Origin of the sequence: Catalinimonas alkaloidigena (assembly GCF_029504655.1) — a bacterium.
Taxonomy (GTDB): Bacteria; Bacteroidota; Bacteroidia; order Cytophagales; family Cyclobacteriaceae; genus Catalinimonas; species Catalinimonas alkaloidigena.
The window spans coordinates 7,260,394-7,274,370 of the sequence record NZ_JAQFIL010000001.1 but is presented as its reverse complement, the minus strand read 5'-3'; the positions used below and the strand labels follow the sequence as shown (position 1 = coordinate 7,274,370).

Here is a 13,977-nt window from a genome sequence, read left to right as displayed (position 1 = left end):
AATAAAAAAAATGACAAACGTAACAAACACTAGTCTTAATGCAATCGAGTTTCCAGAGCCAACAATGATTCCAGTCAATGATGTTGAGCTTGAAGTATTTGAAGCAGGGAAACAAAATGTAGGCAAACCTATTGTGCTTTGCCATGGCTTTCCAGAGCATGCGTTTTCTTGGCGTTATCAAATCCCAGCACTTGTCAAAGCTGGTTACCATGTTATTGTTCCCAACCAAAGAGGTTATGGAAACTCATCTTGTCCGACCAAAGTAACAGAATATGACATAGAACACTTAACAGGAGACCTGGTTGCATTACTCAATTATTATAGATATCAAGATGCTACTTTTGTTGGTCATGATTGGGGTGCAAATGTGGTTTGGAATCTTGCAATATTACATCCTGAGAAGGTAAATAAAGTGATAAATTTGGCCTTACCTTATCAAGAGAGAGGAGAAAAGCCTTGGATTGAGTTTATGGAAGAGGTTTTTGGAGAGGACTTCTATTTTGTCCACTTCAATAGACAACCGGGGGTGGCAGATGCTATATTGAAAGAGAATACATATCGTTTTCTTCGTAACCTGTTTCGCAAGAATGTACCTCCCGCACCGCCAGAGCCAGGAATGTTAATGATTAATCTTGCTAGAGCAGATAAACCACTTGGTGAGCCCATAATGGATGACAACGAACTGTCCGTTTTTGTCTCCGCTTTCGAGTCATCAGGGTTTACAGGGAGTATAAATTGGTACAGAAACCTTGACCGCAATTGGCATTTATTGGCAGACGTGAAGCCAATGATTCTACAACCGACATTGATGATATATGGTGATCGAGATTTGATTCCGAAGGCTCAAAGCTTGAAAGGTTTCGTACCAAATTTGGATGTGGTTAGCTTAGATTGTGGTCATTGGATTCAGCAAGAAAAGCCAAAAGAAACAAATCAAGCAATTTTAAAATGGCTAGAACAACAGAATCCCTAAAATGGAATCTGAAAAAAATTAGATAAAAAAATATGGTCGAGATTAAGCATAGGAAGCTACTTGTGAAAAAATTAATTTTTCAATCTTTGGTCTTGGTTTTTTATAGGTTCTTGTTCCTTCCTGCCCACAGATTCCAACGATTCCAGCACCCACAACGTTAACACAGGTTGCATTAGCCTAGAAGAATCAGTTGAAAGAAAAGCGCAATTAGAGAGCGGAGTTCGTGGGCAAGTGAAGTTTTGGGGAGAGCCGGAAAATTTCAGCACCATACCAAATAAAATGTCAGCGTATAATATTCCGGCATTATCTCTTGCGATAATACATCAAGGTAAGATTGAATGGGCAGACATTTACCAGAATGAAAATTTTCCCGAAGAACAAAAACTGAACTGTACGAGTATTTTTCAGTTTGTTAGAGTAGTTGGCAAACATTTCTTGATGGCAATTGTAACATTTTTACTTTTCATTACTCTTGCCATCGTAACATATAGTTTTGAAAAACATCCTAAACGCTTTCTAAGGTTTAATTATGAAGTAGAAGTCTCTGCGTGATTCAACTTTTCTGCTTATTTTCGGGGGTATAATAAGATTATCTTGTAGCTAATCTGAGTATGATAGCCCTGAAATAGTTAAGAACTCCATCGCCGTACTTCCCCTTGAAAATCTAAGCTCCGACCCGGAGAACGAGTACTTCAGCGATGGCATGAGCGAGGAGATCATCAACGCCCTCAGCCGAATCAATGGACTCAAAGTAACCGCCCGCACTTCTTCCTTCGCCTTCAAAGGATTAAAAGAAGACGTTCGTATCATTGGCAATAAGCTGGGCGTGGCCTCGGTCATTGAAGGAAGTGTCCGAAAAGCCGGGAAACGTGTGCGTATCACCATACAGCTCATCCGTACGGATAATGGCTTCCACCTCTGGTCAGAAAATTTTGACCGCAAACTCTCGGATATATTTGCATTGCAGGATGAAATCAGCCTGCTAGTGGCGGATAAAATCCGGGAAAACTTCGACCACATGGAAATCAGTGACCATTTGGTAACATCCAAAACCAGTAATGCTGAGGCTTACCAATTGCTGCTCAAAGGTAGCTTTCACTTCAAGCGCAAAGACCTGGAGGACATCCAAAAAGCACTTGCCTACTTTCAGGATGCCTTACAGTTAGATCCTGACTATGCCGAGGCTCATGCCTTCATCGGAGAGACCTATCTGCACTACGCAGGCTTTAACCTGATCACTGCCGAAAAAGGGCACAGCGAGGCGCGTGAGGCCGCAGAAAAAGCCCTGCAAATAAACGAAAACGAAGCCCGGGCACATAAGGTGCTGGCCTACATTCATCTCTTTTACGACTGGGACTGGGATGGCGCCATCGCCTCTTATAACCGCGCAATTGAAAGCGGACTCACCAACGAAAACGAGTTCATTACCTACTACTACATTTTCATCCAGAAAGACTACGATCAGGCGATACGGATTGCCAAGGAAAATGTGGTGAAAGACCCGCTGCATGTCATTAGCCACTGGCAGTTGGGGCTTTGTTATTATTTTGCCGGTCGCTTTGAGGAAGCCTTGCATGCTTTTGAGCAGAGCCTGCAGCAGGACAGCAATTTTAGCGAATCTCTGCGATGGAAAGGTGTAGTGCTGGGATACCTGGGTCGTTTTGAGGAGGCCCTTACCGCAATTGAGCAGGCGCTCACCATCACCCGGGGCGAAGGACTGGCCTTGCTGGACCGGCTGACCGTGAAGATTTTGCAGCAGGAACATGCAGGTGTGGTGGAGGAAATTGAACAGATGCAGCACCTTGATCCCTGTGACCCGGCTGCCCTGTACAGCCTGCTCAACATGCCCGAAAAAGCAGTGGCGTGGCTGGAAAAAGGGTTGGAAGCCCGATCGGTGATGATGGTTTCTTTGAAGCACTTCTGGATATGGAACAACATACGGCAGGATGCCGCTTTTCAGCGGATTTACAAAAGCATGCATTTCCACGAGCAGAGAGCCCTCAAAGCTGACCCGCGCTCCCACCAGTTGCAGGAAGGTGGAGCCGCCAAATTATCGTCCGAAGAAATTGTGGAGGTCACCGAGGCGATCAGTCAGCTACTCATGGATGAAGCTAATGTCACCGATCAAAGCCTGAGTCTACGGTCCCTGGCCGAAGCCGTGAACCTTCATCCTAACAAGCTAAGCTGGCTGCTCAACCGGCATGTGGGCAAAAACTTTAATGAGTTTATCAACCAGTACCGCCTGGAGATCTTCAAGCAGAAAGCCCTGGCCCCTGATAACCACCACCTGACCCTGCTGGGACTGGCCTACGAGAGCGGCTTCAATTCAAAATCGGTGTTTAATGATTATTTCAAAAAATCCACCGGCCTCACTCCCCGTGCCTGGGTGAAGGCACAGGCAAAAGTATAGTCAAGCATGAGTACCACCGCTATAGTACCCTTTACTGCATATCAGCGCCTGGTGCTGCTGGGACTGGGTGGCCTATTATTTACGGTAGTGCCGGATTTTATGCTATTGTCTGCCCTGAGCAGTACCCTGCTCAATGCTTTTTCCCTCAGCACCGCCCGGTTTGGCTTAGTGGCATCCGTTTACGCATTTAGTGCCGGTATCTCGGCACTGATCTCCTCAGGCTTCGCCGATCGCTTTGACCGAAAAAAGTATTTGCTGTTTTCCTGACATCCCGTTAATATACACTTCCGCATCGCTCCCAAAACCACCGGTTTGACGGACGTTCACTCCGGAAATTTGCTTGATCACATCGCTGGTAGTATTACTCTGAGCGTAGAGCTTCCTGGTCTCAAGCACTGTAACACTTGTCGTACTCTCTCTTAATTCACGAGCTTCTGATTTCCCCCTAACGGTCACCTCATTCAACTGTGTAATATCATCTTTAAGGATAAATTTGACCATCAAGGCTTCCCCTTGTTTTAGCTGAATGGTTTTCTGCATTGCCTGGAACCCCACACAGGAGGCTACGATAGCATACTCGTCGGATTTTAGGTTTTTGAAGCTGAACAGCCCCTTTTCATCGGTAACTGTAGCTTGCTTACCATTGAGTTGAACGTAAACCCCGGGTATCGCTTCTCCATTTTCTGAATACACACTCCCGGATACAGAGGCAGCTTGCCCATAACATAAGCCACTGGCAATGATTAAGAGGAAGGTTGGTTGGAAACACATATCAGATAAAAGCAATAAGGTTGCGAATATAATGATAAAATTTAAACGCAAGTAATTTGCGTTTAAATTTTATAAAAATAACCTCAGGGTAAGAGATAGGATTTTTGGGCTCACTTGTTAAAAACTCTTGTCCAATCAATTTAGAATTAGCTACTCAGAATGCTTAGGTTTTTATTGAAAGATATCTGTAAAAATAACAGAACACAACTGCAATTTTGTTGCATTTGTAGACTTGTGTGTTTAGCTTGCGTGATTGTTATGAACAGACTGGGCCATAGTGACATAAGACAAAACAAGGCTATCCGCTTGCGTATTCAATCGGTGTTGAGTGCATTGTTGCTGGTTGTCTACTTGGGTAGTAGCCTTGGGCCAGAGTTGGTTCATAACATCATTCACGATCATTCAGCCTCTGAACACCATTCTACCAGCCTGGAGCTGGACCCTTGCCATCGTACGGTACATCATCAGGATACCATCAATGGTTGTAAGCATCAGGCTCACTTTGACACAAATGAAAATTGTCAATTTCAAGACGCTCTGGTTCAGCCTCATCAAGGGTTTACTTTTTACGCCCTTGAATTAGTTTCATGGAGCAATAAAAGCTTTTATTCTTTTTACCACTTTTCTGTTCCTAAAATTAATGATTTTAAGGAGCCTCTCCGCGGCCCTCCCGCTGTCTAAATAGTTCTCATTCTCAAAATTCATTCATGAGCTATCAATCCTGTGCTGGAGGGGAATAGCTATACTATTTTTTAAAAACGGACGAGAAAAGCCTATGGTAATGGGTTGGATAAGCCTGCTTATTCAATTCTACCTGTATAGGTAAGTCATTTCTATGTTTAAATTCTTTTTAGTGATGTTGCTATCGGGTATTGTTGTAGTGGCATCAGGTCAGGCTGTGCGCATTGAGGGGGTAGTTCTTGACGAACAAGAGCGTCCGGTAGAAGACGCTGCCCTCAGACTTTCTCCGGGAAACAAAATCACCACGAGTAATGCCCGAGGAGAATTTAGCTTCTCAGGAGTCAGCAAAATGAGGTATACCCTCTCTGTTAGCCACCTGGGCTATACGTCTCAGCGCATTGATGTTGAGGCAGGCAGCCTGAATGCGCCCGTGTTTATTCATCTTAGCACTTCTTCACGTCAACTGGATGAAGTTGTAGTGGAAGACGATCCATTTAAGCGCCTCAAAAAAGAAGAATCACTTAACATAGCGTTGGTCAATGACGCTTTTATCCGGAAAAACTTAGGTGGTAGCCTGATGCAATCCATGGAGCGACTCCCAGGGATCAATATCATCGGCATTGGTTCAGGACAATCCAAACCATTAATTCGGGGGCTTGGCTTCAACAGAGTGGTAGTGGTAGATAAAGGGGTAAAGCACGAAGGCCAGCAGTGGGGCGCAGATCATGGTTTGGAGATTGATCAGTTTGCGGTGCATCAGGCAGAAGTCATCAAAGGTGCGGCTTCTTTTGTTTATGGTTCTGATGCTATCGGTGGGGCGATAGATATCAAGCCTGAACCAGTGCCTCCCTCTCAATCGCTGGGCGGGACAGTGGATGTGGTAGGCAAAAGCAACAATGCGCTATTCGGAACTTCCATCAACCTGTATGGACGAAATGATGCCTGGTTTTTTGACACCCGCATGACGTATCAGGATTATGGGGATTACCGGGTGCCTACCGAGCGGGTCTATGTGTATGACTTTGCCGTAGACCTGCATGAAAATCAACTGCGCAACTCAGCAGGGCAGGAAACTAACCTCCACCTGAATACAGGTTTTGTCCGTGATAGCCTGCGATCTATTTTTTACATCAGCCATATCCATAGCAAAAGCGGTTTTTTTGCCAACGCCCATGGCCTGGAACCCAGACAGGTGGATACCGAACTGCATGACAAATCCGGACGTGACATATTGTACCCCTGGCAGCAGGTCAACCATCTTAAGCTCATCAACAAAAGTACATTTCACCTAAACGGTCACCTGCTGGAAACGGAACTGGGCTATCAGCACAACTTCCGTCAGGAGTTTAATCAATACGTCAACCACGGTTACATGCCACCTACCTATCCGGAGGAAACGAACATACCTCAGGATTTGGAAAGAGAGTTTGATAAGCAAGTCTATACGGCCAACCTGAGAGATTATCTGTGGATAGGTAAACATAGCCTGACCATGGGTCTGAATGCAGAACATCAGGACAATACCATTGGCGGATGGGGTTTTCTGGTACCTGCCTTCCGTCAGACTACGCTGGGAGCCTTTGTATATGATAAGTATCAATGGAAAGAAAATTTGTTGTTTCACGCTGCCTTGCGCTATGACTTTGGCCATATCAGCATGTTTCATTATCAGGACTGGTTTACTTCAGATGCAGAAATAAATGGCGAAACTGTTTCCCTCAATGTTGTCAGGGCCAATGACCTTACTCGTGAGTTCAATAGTGTGGTATGGTCAGCCGGAATGAATTACAACCAAGATAAATTTGATTTGAAAGCTAACCTTGGCAAAAGTTTCAGGATGCCTATTGCCAAAGAACTGGGTGCCAATGGTGTGAATTATCATTATTTCAGCTACGAACGGGGCAATACCGACCTGGACCCGGAACGGTCTTATCAGGCAGATCTGGGCCTGAGCTGGACAGATCAGGATTGGTCAGTATCTTTAACGCCTTTCTTCAATTATTTTTCTAATTACATCTACCTCAATCCCACTGCTGAATATGATTATCTCTATGGAGCGGGAAATCAGGTCTTTGAATATACACAGAGCAGAGTGGTACGCTACGGGGGGGAAATACAGCTTACAGGGAATCTTACTAAAAGCCTGCGCTTTGAATTTTTGGGTGAATACCTGTATGCGCTGCAAATGTCAGGCGATAAAAGGGGCTATACCCTTCCTTTTTCTCCACCTCCATCGGCTTTGTTTAACCTGAGTTGGTCGCCCCAACTTAACGGTACTGTGCAAAATCCATTTTTCTCTGTTGACTATCGCCTCACCTCCCGGCAAGACAATATTGTGCCGCCTGAGAAAAAAACACCAGGCTTTCAACTGCTCAATGTGCAGGCAGGCGCTGAGGTATATCTGAATACTACACCTGTTACCATCAATCTGCAGGTGCAAAACCTGCTCAATACCAGCTATATGAATCATACCAGTTTTTACCGGCTGATCGGGCTGCCCGAGGCCGGTAGAAATATCATTTTGTCTTTGAAAATACCTTTTACAATTAAACACAAATAACTATGCTAAAAAAGAACAAACACACAGTTAAAAACCTGCAATTCTCAGTAGTCCTGAGAGCTATGCTCCTCTCTTCAGTATTCGCATTTTTAGTGTCCTGTAGTGAAGATGATGAACCTACACCTATGGCTCCGGTGATTTCTAATTTTGAATTTGGCGAAGGAAGTCAACACGGTACCGGCCAGGTAGCTTACAAAGGATCTGACATTCATATGGAAGCAGAAATTATGGCAGAAGCTACTGTAAGTAGCATTACTGTTTCTATACATGGGCACGACCTTACTGTGGCAGAAGGCGAAGAAGAGTGGGACTTTGAGCAGATTTTTGATGATGTTGCTTATCAGGTTATCAACCCTACTTTTCATGAGCATGTAGATATCCCGGCCAATATCCCCGCAGGGGAATACCATATTACGCTTAAAGTTACTGATGAAGCAGGAAATAGTACGGAAACTGAAGGAGAACTGGAGATCATGGATGTGATTGCCTACAGCGATGTTTCAGTAGACGAGACAGTAGCACGTGGCAGCGACATGCATGCAGAGTTTATGATCAATGCGGTACATGGCGTTCATCATGTCATTGTGGATATTCATGTAGATGGTATTACTGTAGGAGAAGGCGAAGAAGAGTGGCATTATGAAAATGAGTTTGAAGAAGGCTATCATGGGGAAACAGAGGTAGAATTTCATGAGCATATTGATATACCGGCTAATGCTCCTGCCGGTGAGTACCATATTATTTTCACCATAGAAGATGAAGAAGGAAATACGAAGGAGTTTGAATCACATATAGAAGTTACTGCTTCCTGATACATGAACTTTTAGTCCACCCGCCTGCTGAAAGGCACGGCGGTGCTGGTGCTATACCTTTTAGATTCCCTTCCTGGAATTTTAATTCAACATGATACATAAAATAAATGAAAAAGAAACTAACCATTGCCTTTGAAAAATTAATCCTGCCCTTTTGGGTAGTGTCCCTTTTGTTGGTAACCGCTTGTTCTGATGACGATGAACCATCGGCTACTATGCCCAGTATTGATGAAGTTGAGATTGGTTCCGGCAACAATGGCATTGGCGTAATCGGTCGAGATTTTCATCTTAATGCGGAAGTTGTAGCAGGAGGCACAATTGATAAGGTACAAATCAATATCAATCCCATTGAAAACGAGACGTACACTCATGACTGGTCCTTTGAGATTGCCTGGGATGAATTTAAAGGGCTTAAAAACAGTACCATTCACAAACATTTTGATATTCCTGAAGATGCCCCAGAAGGTAAGTTTGATTTTATCATCACTATAACCGATGAAAATGGAACAAAACTGGAAGAAACCTATGAAGTAAACCTGATTGACCCTGCAAATCTTCCGGTTGATCCCTATTTGTATTTATGGGACTTCTTTATAAAAGATGGACCTTATCAGTATGTGAATGAATCACTCGAAAACCCGGAAGATGTAACGTATGCTCAAGGGGATACCCTTAAATCTTCCGCACAAATCAAAAATGTGAAAGGAGATGGAACAATGTACCTTCTGTTTGTCAAGAAATCTGCAGACCATCTTCCAAGAATTGTAGATGATATTGATTTTTCAAAAGTGATTGTCTATGATGTTTTTCAACATGAAAATGAAGAAGATGTAGATTACTTTAGTAATGTTATATTCGACGGCCAGGGAGGATTTATTCGTCCTTCACCAGAATTTACAATAGGTGCATCAGTTGATAACAACGCTCCGGAATCTAATCCTATTGACGGTGAAAAAGCCTGGGAAAATGGGGAATATTACTTTGGTGTGGTGTACACCAATTCCACATATAACATAAGCGTATATCATTATTTGGGAGTTACTATAGAAGGATTTTAATAGTTGCATTACAAGAAGTATGGGCCACGGTGCCTTTACTTCTTGCTTATCAACATCTTATTACATAAGCATTAAGAAAAATGAACTTACTCAGAAACCTATTGATCTATAGTCTATTGCCTGGACTGTTTCTACTGAGCAGTTGCCAGTACCAGGAAGAGATAGACACAGAATATCCGGTAATAGATGCGGATTTTGCAGAAACTTTTCCGCAACAGTGTAGCATTTTGACAAAGGGAGAAACCTTTACTTTCAAAGCCAGGTTTACCGACAATGTTCAACTGGGATCATTCAGCATTGACATCCATCATAATTTTGACCATCATACCCACAGTACGGAAGTCAACGACTGTGATATGGAGCCGGTGAAAGAGGCGGAGAATCCCTTTCTTTTCATACAAAACTATCCCATTCCGGAGGGGCAGCGTGAATATGTAGCAGAATTTGAGATGGAGATTCCTGAAGATGTGGATAGCGGAGATTACCACTTCATGATTCGACTGACAGATGAGGAAGGATGGCAAACCATACGAGGGATAAGCATCAAAATAGAGTAGATCGGTAAGTTCATTTCTACATAATTCGCATATCTAAATGACAACTTGGAAAAATCATTTGGTCATTCGCTTATTATGTAGTGTATGAAATTTAGTATTCAGGGATTTCTACTACTTCAGCTTCATCCAATATATACATCATTTGTTCAAAATCTTCGTTGTTCAACCTAAGTTTACCCTTCATAGTCACCACCTGATCCATGCGGAAATTGGGATGACCGGGCTTTAAATTTAACTCAACCACTGACTCCGGCCCTCCTCCTCCGCAAAAAAAGCAAGAAGCAAAAGGATTCTGCGAAAGAAGAAACATATTGTTATCAGGATCTATAGGAAGCATAAAACCTTTGATAGAAACTTCTTTTCCCTCCAGGGCTTTTAGCTCATCACTAAATTCGGGAAGATAGCCATAGAAGTCCTCAGCCGCTACGTATCTTTCCACATACTCTATGTTGGCAAGCACTCTCCAGTTGATTTTAGATTGAGAAAAAACGTGGATGGTGCTAAACATAAACATCATCACGATGATCATTTTAGTGCGCATGAGATAAAGTTTTAGAAATGTTAATAGAAGAAGCCTGCCAGGCAGGAATGATGGAAGCGATCAGCCCGATCCCCATAGCCACCAGCAACAGCCACCATTCAGCGGCCATGAGAGAGGCCCCGGAAAAGCGATAGTGGTAAGCTTCCTGCATAAAAGCGGAAACCAGAAGCAACCCCACTCTGCTGAAAAGCATTCCTAGTACAAAGCCAAGCAGGGAAAGCAGCAGCCCTTCCTGTAATACTACGAACAACAATTGCCCTCGGGAAGCGCCATAGGCTCTCATCAGGGCCATTTCGTATTGCCGGTCTTTGAGGGCACTGTACAGACTGATGAATACACTGATCCCTGAAACGCCCATAATGACCAAAGCGATCATATTCAGTGTGTCTATGCCTACTCCCATCAGACTGAACAGGCGGTTGATCTCAAAAGCAGGGAGAGCTGCCTGCATCTGGGTATCTTCATTGACTCTACGAGGCATCTGTATCATGCCCATTGGGTTGCGAAAGTTGATCAGCATGGCCGTAATTTCTTTCTCCTGCTCATGTTCTTCTTCGTGATCATGACCGGCCTCTTCTGTTTCCTGATGCGCTTCTTCCTCATGATGGTGCACATCCCAGACACTTTCGGTAGCCGTGAGAATTAACTGGTCCAGCACAGAATTAGTATAGCCGAATATGCCAACCACTTCATAAAGATGACCCTCATGGGTTTCGCCACCTTCAGCCAGGCCATGCGCTCCGGCAAAAGTATCTCCAATACCTAAGTCCAATGTTTCGGCAACTGTAGCCCCCAGGCTTACCTCAAAGGCTTCCTGCCAGAGACGCCCTTCTTGTAGCTGTGCTCCATACAGCTCAGGATACTGCCGATCTGTACCTACAATTCTATACCCCTGATAACTGTCTCCATAGGAAAGAGGAATACCTGACTTGATAAGAGGATGTTTTATCAGCTCTTCGGCTTCATGCATACTGATATTTCCGGTAGGGGCATCCATATGAAATACGGCTGATAAAATAAGCTGTAACGGACTTCCTTTGGCTCCTACCACCATATCAATTCCCCTTACATTCTTTTTCATCTGCTCTTCAATATGATGGTTAATCTGGATCAGCAAAGAAATCATCCCCACCCCCAGTGTAAGTAGTATCAGGCTCATACTGGTGCTGAGAGGTTTGCTGAGCATATTCTTTACACTTAATTTCGTGATATTCATAAGGTAATTGACTTTTGAAATAGGGTCTTCAGACGTTGATCATGGGTAATGATGATCAGATGAGCGCCAGTGGCGGTAGCCTGTTCTTTCAGCAATGCTGCCACTTTAAAACAGTTTTTATCATCCAGGCTGGAAGTAGGTTCATCGGCCAGTATGAGTGAAGGCTGATTGACAATGGCCATCGCAATTGCCGCCCGCTGCTGCTCTCCCTGACTCAACTGATGCGGTTTTTGATGCAGTTTGTGCCCGATACCCAGACGATCCAGTACATGTTTGATGCGCTTGCTGTCTTTGGAAACGCCTCCCAGGTGTTGTATCAGACTCAGGTTTTCCTGAAGCGATAAAGCATGTATAAAATGAGGGCGTTGAAAAATCAATCCTATGTGCTGCCCCCGATAACGGTCCAGCTTCTGAGAAGATAAGGTGCAGATATTGGTTCCATCCACTTCAATGGCTCCCGACTGTGCCTTTAATATCCCTGCCATCAGGTGAAGCATGGTGGTTTTGCCTATTCCGGACTCACCCAAGATCAGTAAATGTTCACCATCCACCAGCCTTATATCAGGAAAATGAAATGGCGGAGCAGTATGGTAAGCAAACTTTAAGGATGCAGTGCTAAACATAATGTATCAGAATCTTGAATAAGAACTAAATCATAAAATATAAACGCAACTATGTTGCAATAAAAAATTAAGATTCTATATTTGCAACTCTGTTGCAGTAAAAAAAACATCAAATGACCAAAAATCAATTATTCAAAGTTTCTCTGGATCATATAGGACTTTCTGTTTCGCTTCTCTGTGCTATCCATTGCGGTATTTTACCATTTTTGCTGGCATTAGCACCTTTAGCCAATCTGGAGTTTTTGCAGGATCCCTGGCTGGAAAATAGCATTATTGCAATCAGCCTGCTGATCGCTACACTTTCTCTGATACACGGATACCTCAGACACCATAGGAAATTTAGCCCCTTCTGGATTGTGCTTTCAGGCTTTGCATTCATCTTCCTGGGGCATACATTTCCTAATGCCTGGGCGGAAATCCTATTCACCGCTCTGGGAGCGACAACTGTCGCACTGGCGCATTTAGTTAATTGGAAGCTCGCCCGGTCATCTCAAACCAGAAATAAGCAAGCTGTTTAATTTTTTTTCTCTCATGATAATCTTTAACACATGAAAAAAATACCTGTCACTGTGCTCAGCGGCTTTCTGGGAGCAGGTAAAACCACCCTTTTAAACCACATACTGCACAAAAAACATAGTATGAAAGTGGCCGTTATCGTCAATGATATGAGCGAAGTCAATATTGATGCTCAGCTCGTGAAAAATGAAAATACGCTCTCTCGTACCGATGAGAAGCTGGTGGAAATGTCTAATGGCTGTATCTGCTGTACCCTGCGGGAAGACCTTCTGGTAGAAGTAGAGCAACTCGCCAAAGAAGAACGTTTTGATTATCTGGTGATAGAAAGTACAGGTATCTCCGAGCCTATACCAGTGGCACAAACCTTCACTTATGTAGATGAGCTTACGGGCATTGACTTGTCTCGTTTTTCCCGGCTGGATACCATGGTCACCGTGGTAGACGCATTAAATTTTCTCAAAGACTTTGGTAGTACAGAAACGCTGCAGGACAGAAATCTCAATGAGGATGATCCTAACGATCAGCGTACCATTGTGAACTTACTCACTGATCAGATTGAGTTTGCCGATGTTATTATTTTAAACAAAACTGACCTCATAGATCAGGAGCAGCTCAATGTGGTGAAGGGGATACTGAGAAAACTGAATTCCACGACAGACATAATTCCTACAATCAATGGAAATGTTGCTCTGGAGCGTGTTCTCAATACCCACAAATTTGACTTTGAAAAAGCAGCCGGAGCGGCGGGATGGATCAAAGAACTGGAAAATGAACATACTCCTGAAACTGAAGAGTATGGCATATCTTCGTTTGTGTACCGCAGCCGTATGCCTTTCCATCCCCAAAGGTTCTGGAATTTAATTCAAGGAGGATGGAGTGCCAATATTATCCGTAGCAAAGGGCTGTTCTGGCTGGCAACCCGCTCAGACCAGGCTTTCAATTGGAGTCAGGCGGGTGGTTCTTTACGCGCAGAACCGGCAGGCGTCTGGTGGGTCAGTTTGTCCTTTCTGGATAGAATCAGTCATCCTTTGTTTCAGGAAAGAAAAAAAGAAATAGAGCAAAAATGGGATGGCGTATTCGGTGACCGTATGAATGAGCTAGTCATCATCGGTATACATCTGGATCAGGATCTTATCACTGCGGAATTGGAAGCTTGCCTGTGTACTGAAGAAGAGTGGTTGATGGCCCAGTCCGGCCATTCTTTTAAAGACCCTTTTCCTGATTGGGTCCCCATCTAGAAGGGAATACATAAAATGTTT

The 13,977-nt window shown here is 43.8% G+C and carries 15 protein-coding genes; 11 read left to right on the top strand and 4 right to left on the bottom strand.

The annotated features are described in order from the left end of the window. Nucleotides 1–10 precede the first annotated feature (10 nt). The 4 genes from OKW21_RS29535 (at nt 11) to OKW21_RS29520 (ending at nt 3,650) form a co-directional block, all read left to right on the top strand. Nucleotides 11–973, top strand: coding sequence for an alpha/beta fold hydrolase (locus OKW21_RS29535; RefSeq protein ID WP_277486821.1), 963 nt, complete (start codon nt 11–13; stop codon nt 971–973). 279 nt (nt 974–1,252) lie between these two features. Further along, complete coding sequence (locus OKW21_RS29530) at nt 1,253–1,525, top strand: hypothetical protein (protein ID WP_277486820.1); 273 nt, start codon at nt 1,253–1,255, stop codon at nt 1,523–1,525. 151 nt (nt 1,526–1,676) lie between these two features. Next, entirely contained in the window at nt 1,677–3,383 is a 1,707-nt protein-coding gene (locus OKW21_RS29525) for a tetratricopeptide repeat protein (RefSeq protein ID WP_277486819.1), read from the top strand. A 6-nt stretch (nt 3,384–3,389) separates the two neighbouring features. Next, the gene (locus OKW21_RS29520; RefSeq protein ID WP_277486818.1) at nt 3,390–3,650 is read left to right on the top strand and encodes a hypothetical protein; all 261 of its coding nucleotides are present in this window, start codon (nt 3,390–3,392) and stop codon (nt 3,648–3,650) included. On the opposite strand, the gene OKW21_RS29515 is transcribed toward OKW21_RS29520, so the two are convergent. Further along, a complete protein-coding gene (locus OKW21_RS29515) occupies nt 3,600–4,154 on the bottom strand; it encodes a carboxypeptidase-like regulatory domain-containing protein (RefSeq protein ID WP_277486817.1) in 555 nt (184 codons plus the stop codon). The genes OKW21_RS29520 and OKW21_RS29515 overlap by 51 nt on opposite strands. Nucleotides 4,155–4,412: 258 nt before the next feature. On the opposite strand from OKW21_RS29515, the gene OKW21_RS29510 reads away from it, so the two are divergent. From OKW21_RS29510 to OKW21_RS29490, 5 genes are all read left to right on the top strand, one after another. Further along, a complete protein-coding gene (locus OKW21_RS29510) occupies nt 4,413–4,835 on the top strand; it encodes a hypothetical protein (protein WP_277486816.1) in 423 nt (140 codons plus the stop codon). A gap of 154 nt (nt 4,836–4,989) precedes the next feature. Then, nucleotides 4,990–7,395, top strand: a complete 2,406-nt coding sequence (locus OKW21_RS29505) for a TonB-dependent receptor (RefSeq protein ID WP_277486815.1) — start codon at nt 4,990–4,992, stop codon at nt 7,393–7,395. A gap of 2 nt (nt 7,396–7,397) precedes the next feature. Beyond that, complete coding sequence (locus OKW21_RS29500) at nt 7,398–8,207, top strand: DUF4625 domain-containing protein (protein ID WP_277486814.1); 810 nt, start codon at nt 7,398–7,400, stop codon at nt 8,205–8,207. Nucleotides 8,208–8,314: 107 nt separating this feature from the next. Continuing rightward, nucleotides 8,315–9,265 carry a DUF4625 domain-containing protein gene (locus OKW21_RS29495; RefSeq protein WP_277486813.1) on the top strand — a complete coding sequence of 317 codons (951 nt, stop codon included), beginning with the start codon at nt 8,315–8,317 and terminating at the stop codon, nt 9,263–9,265. Between the two features lie 80 nt (nt 9,266–9,345). Next, the gene (locus OKW21_RS29490) at nt 9,346–9,822 is read left to right on the top strand and encodes a DUF4625 domain-containing protein (RefSeq protein WP_277486809.1); all 477 of its coding nucleotides are present in this window, start codon (nt 9,346–9,348) and stop codon (nt 9,820–9,822) included. 91 nt (nt 9,823–9,913) lie between these two features. On the opposite strand, the gene OKW21_RS29485 is transcribed toward OKW21_RS29490, so the two are convergent. Genes OKW21_RS29485 through OKW21_RS29475 form a run of 3 tightly spaced genes read right to left on the bottom strand, consistent with a single transcriptional unit; the run spans nt 9,914 to nt 12,202 of the window. Then, entirely contained in the window at nt 9,914–10,363 is a 450-nt protein-coding gene (locus tag OKW21_RS29485; RefSeq protein ID WP_277486806.1) for a DUF3299 domain-containing protein, read from the bottom strand. After that, nucleotides 10,353–11,579 (bottom strand): ABC transporter permease, encoded by a 1,227-nt coding sequence (locus OKW21_RS29480; protein WP_277486805.1) that lies wholly within the window; start codon nt 11,577–11,579, stop codon nt 10,353–10,355. The genes OKW21_RS29485 and OKW21_RS29480 overlap by 11 nt, the downstream gene beginning before the upstream one ends. Continuing rightward, nucleotides 11,576–12,202, bottom strand: a complete 627-nt coding sequence (locus tag OKW21_RS29475) for an ABC transporter ATP-binding protein (RefSeq protein ID WP_277486803.1) — start codon at nt 12,200–12,202, stop codon at nt 11,576–11,578. The genes OKW21_RS29480 and OKW21_RS29475 overlap by 4 nt, the downstream gene beginning before the upstream one ends. Nucleotides 12,203–12,315: 113 nt before the next feature. On the opposite strand from OKW21_RS29475, the gene OKW21_RS29470 reads away from it, so the two are divergent. Together OKW21_RS29470 and OKW21_RS29465 are read left to right on the top strand one after the other, a co-directional pair. After that, nucleotides 12,316–12,720, top strand: coding sequence for a MerC domain-containing protein (locus OKW21_RS29470; protein WP_277486801.1), 405 nt, complete (start codon nt 12,316–12,318; stop codon nt 12,718–12,720). Nucleotides 12,721–12,750: 30 nt separating this feature from the next. Continuing rightward, nucleotides 12,751–13,956, top strand: coding sequence for a GTP-binding protein (locus tag OKW21_RS29465; RefSeq protein ID WP_277486799.1), 1,206 nt, complete (start codon nt 12,751–12,753; stop codon nt 13,954–13,956). Nucleotides 13,957–13,977: the final 21 nt, after the last annotated feature.

What these genes read in the sequence shown, in the direction of transcription:
- OKW21_RS29535 (WP_277486821.1), top strand. Translation starts at nt 11, where the DNA reads ATGACAAACGTAACAAACACTAGTCTTAATGCAATCGAGTTTCCAGAG.
- OKW21_RS29530 (WP_277486820.1), top strand. Translation starts at nt 1,253, where the DNA reads ATGTCAGCGTATAATATTCCGGCATTATCTCTTGCGATAATACATCAA.
- OKW21_RS29525 (WP_277486819.1), top strand. Translation starts at nt 1,677, where the DNA reads ATGAGCGAGGAGATCATCAACGCCCTCAGCCGAATCAATGGACTCAAA.
- OKW21_RS29520 (WP_277486818.1), top strand. Translation starts at nt 3,390, where the DNA reads ATGAGTACCACCGCTATAGTACCCTTTACTGCATATCAGCGCCTGGTG.
- OKW21_RS29515 (WP_277486817.1), bottom strand. Translation starts at nt 4,154, where the DNA reads ATGTGTTTCCAACCAACCTTCCTCTTAATCATTGCCAGTGGCTTATGT.
- OKW21_RS29510 (WP_277486816.1), top strand. Translation starts at nt 4,413, where the DNA reads ATGAACAGACTGGGCCATAGTGACATAAGACAAAACAAGGCTATCCGC.
- OKW21_RS29505 (WP_277486815.1), top strand. Translation starts at nt 4,990, where the DNA reads ATGTTTAAATTCTTTTTAGTGATGTTGCTATCGGGTATTGTTGTAGTG.
- OKW21_RS29500 (WP_277486814.1), top strand. Translation starts at nt 7,398, where the DNA reads ATGCTAAAAAAGAACAAACACACAGTTAAAAACCTGCAATTCTCAGTA.
- OKW21_RS29495 (WP_277486813.1), top strand. Translation starts at nt 8,315, where the DNA reads ATGAAAAAGAAACTAACCATTGCCTTTGAAAAATTAATCCTGCCCTTT.
- OKW21_RS29490 (WP_277486809.1), top strand. Translation starts at nt 9,346, where the DNA reads ATGAACTTACTCAGAAACCTATTGATCTATAGTCTATTGCCTGGACTG.
- OKW21_RS29485 (WP_277486806.1), bottom strand. Translation starts at nt 10,363, where the DNA reads ATGCGCACTAAAATGATCATCGTGATGATGTTTATGTTTAGCACCATC.
- OKW21_RS29480 (WP_277486805.1), bottom strand. Translation starts at nt 11,579, where the DNA reads ATGAATATCACGAAATTAAGTGTAAAGAATATGCTCAGCAAACCTCTC.
- OKW21_RS29475 (WP_277486803.1), bottom strand. Translation starts at nt 12,202, where the DNA reads ATGTTTAGCACTGCATCCTTAAAGTTTGCTTACCATACTGCTCCGCCA.
- OKW21_RS29470 (WP_277486801.1), top strand. Translation starts at nt 12,316, where the DNA reads ATGACCAAAAATCAATTATTCAAAGTTTCTCTGGATCATATAGGACTT.
- OKW21_RS29465 (WP_277486799.1), top strand. Translation starts at nt 12,751, where the DNA reads ATGAAAAAAATACCTGTCACTGTGCTCAGCGGCTTTCTGGGAGCAGGT.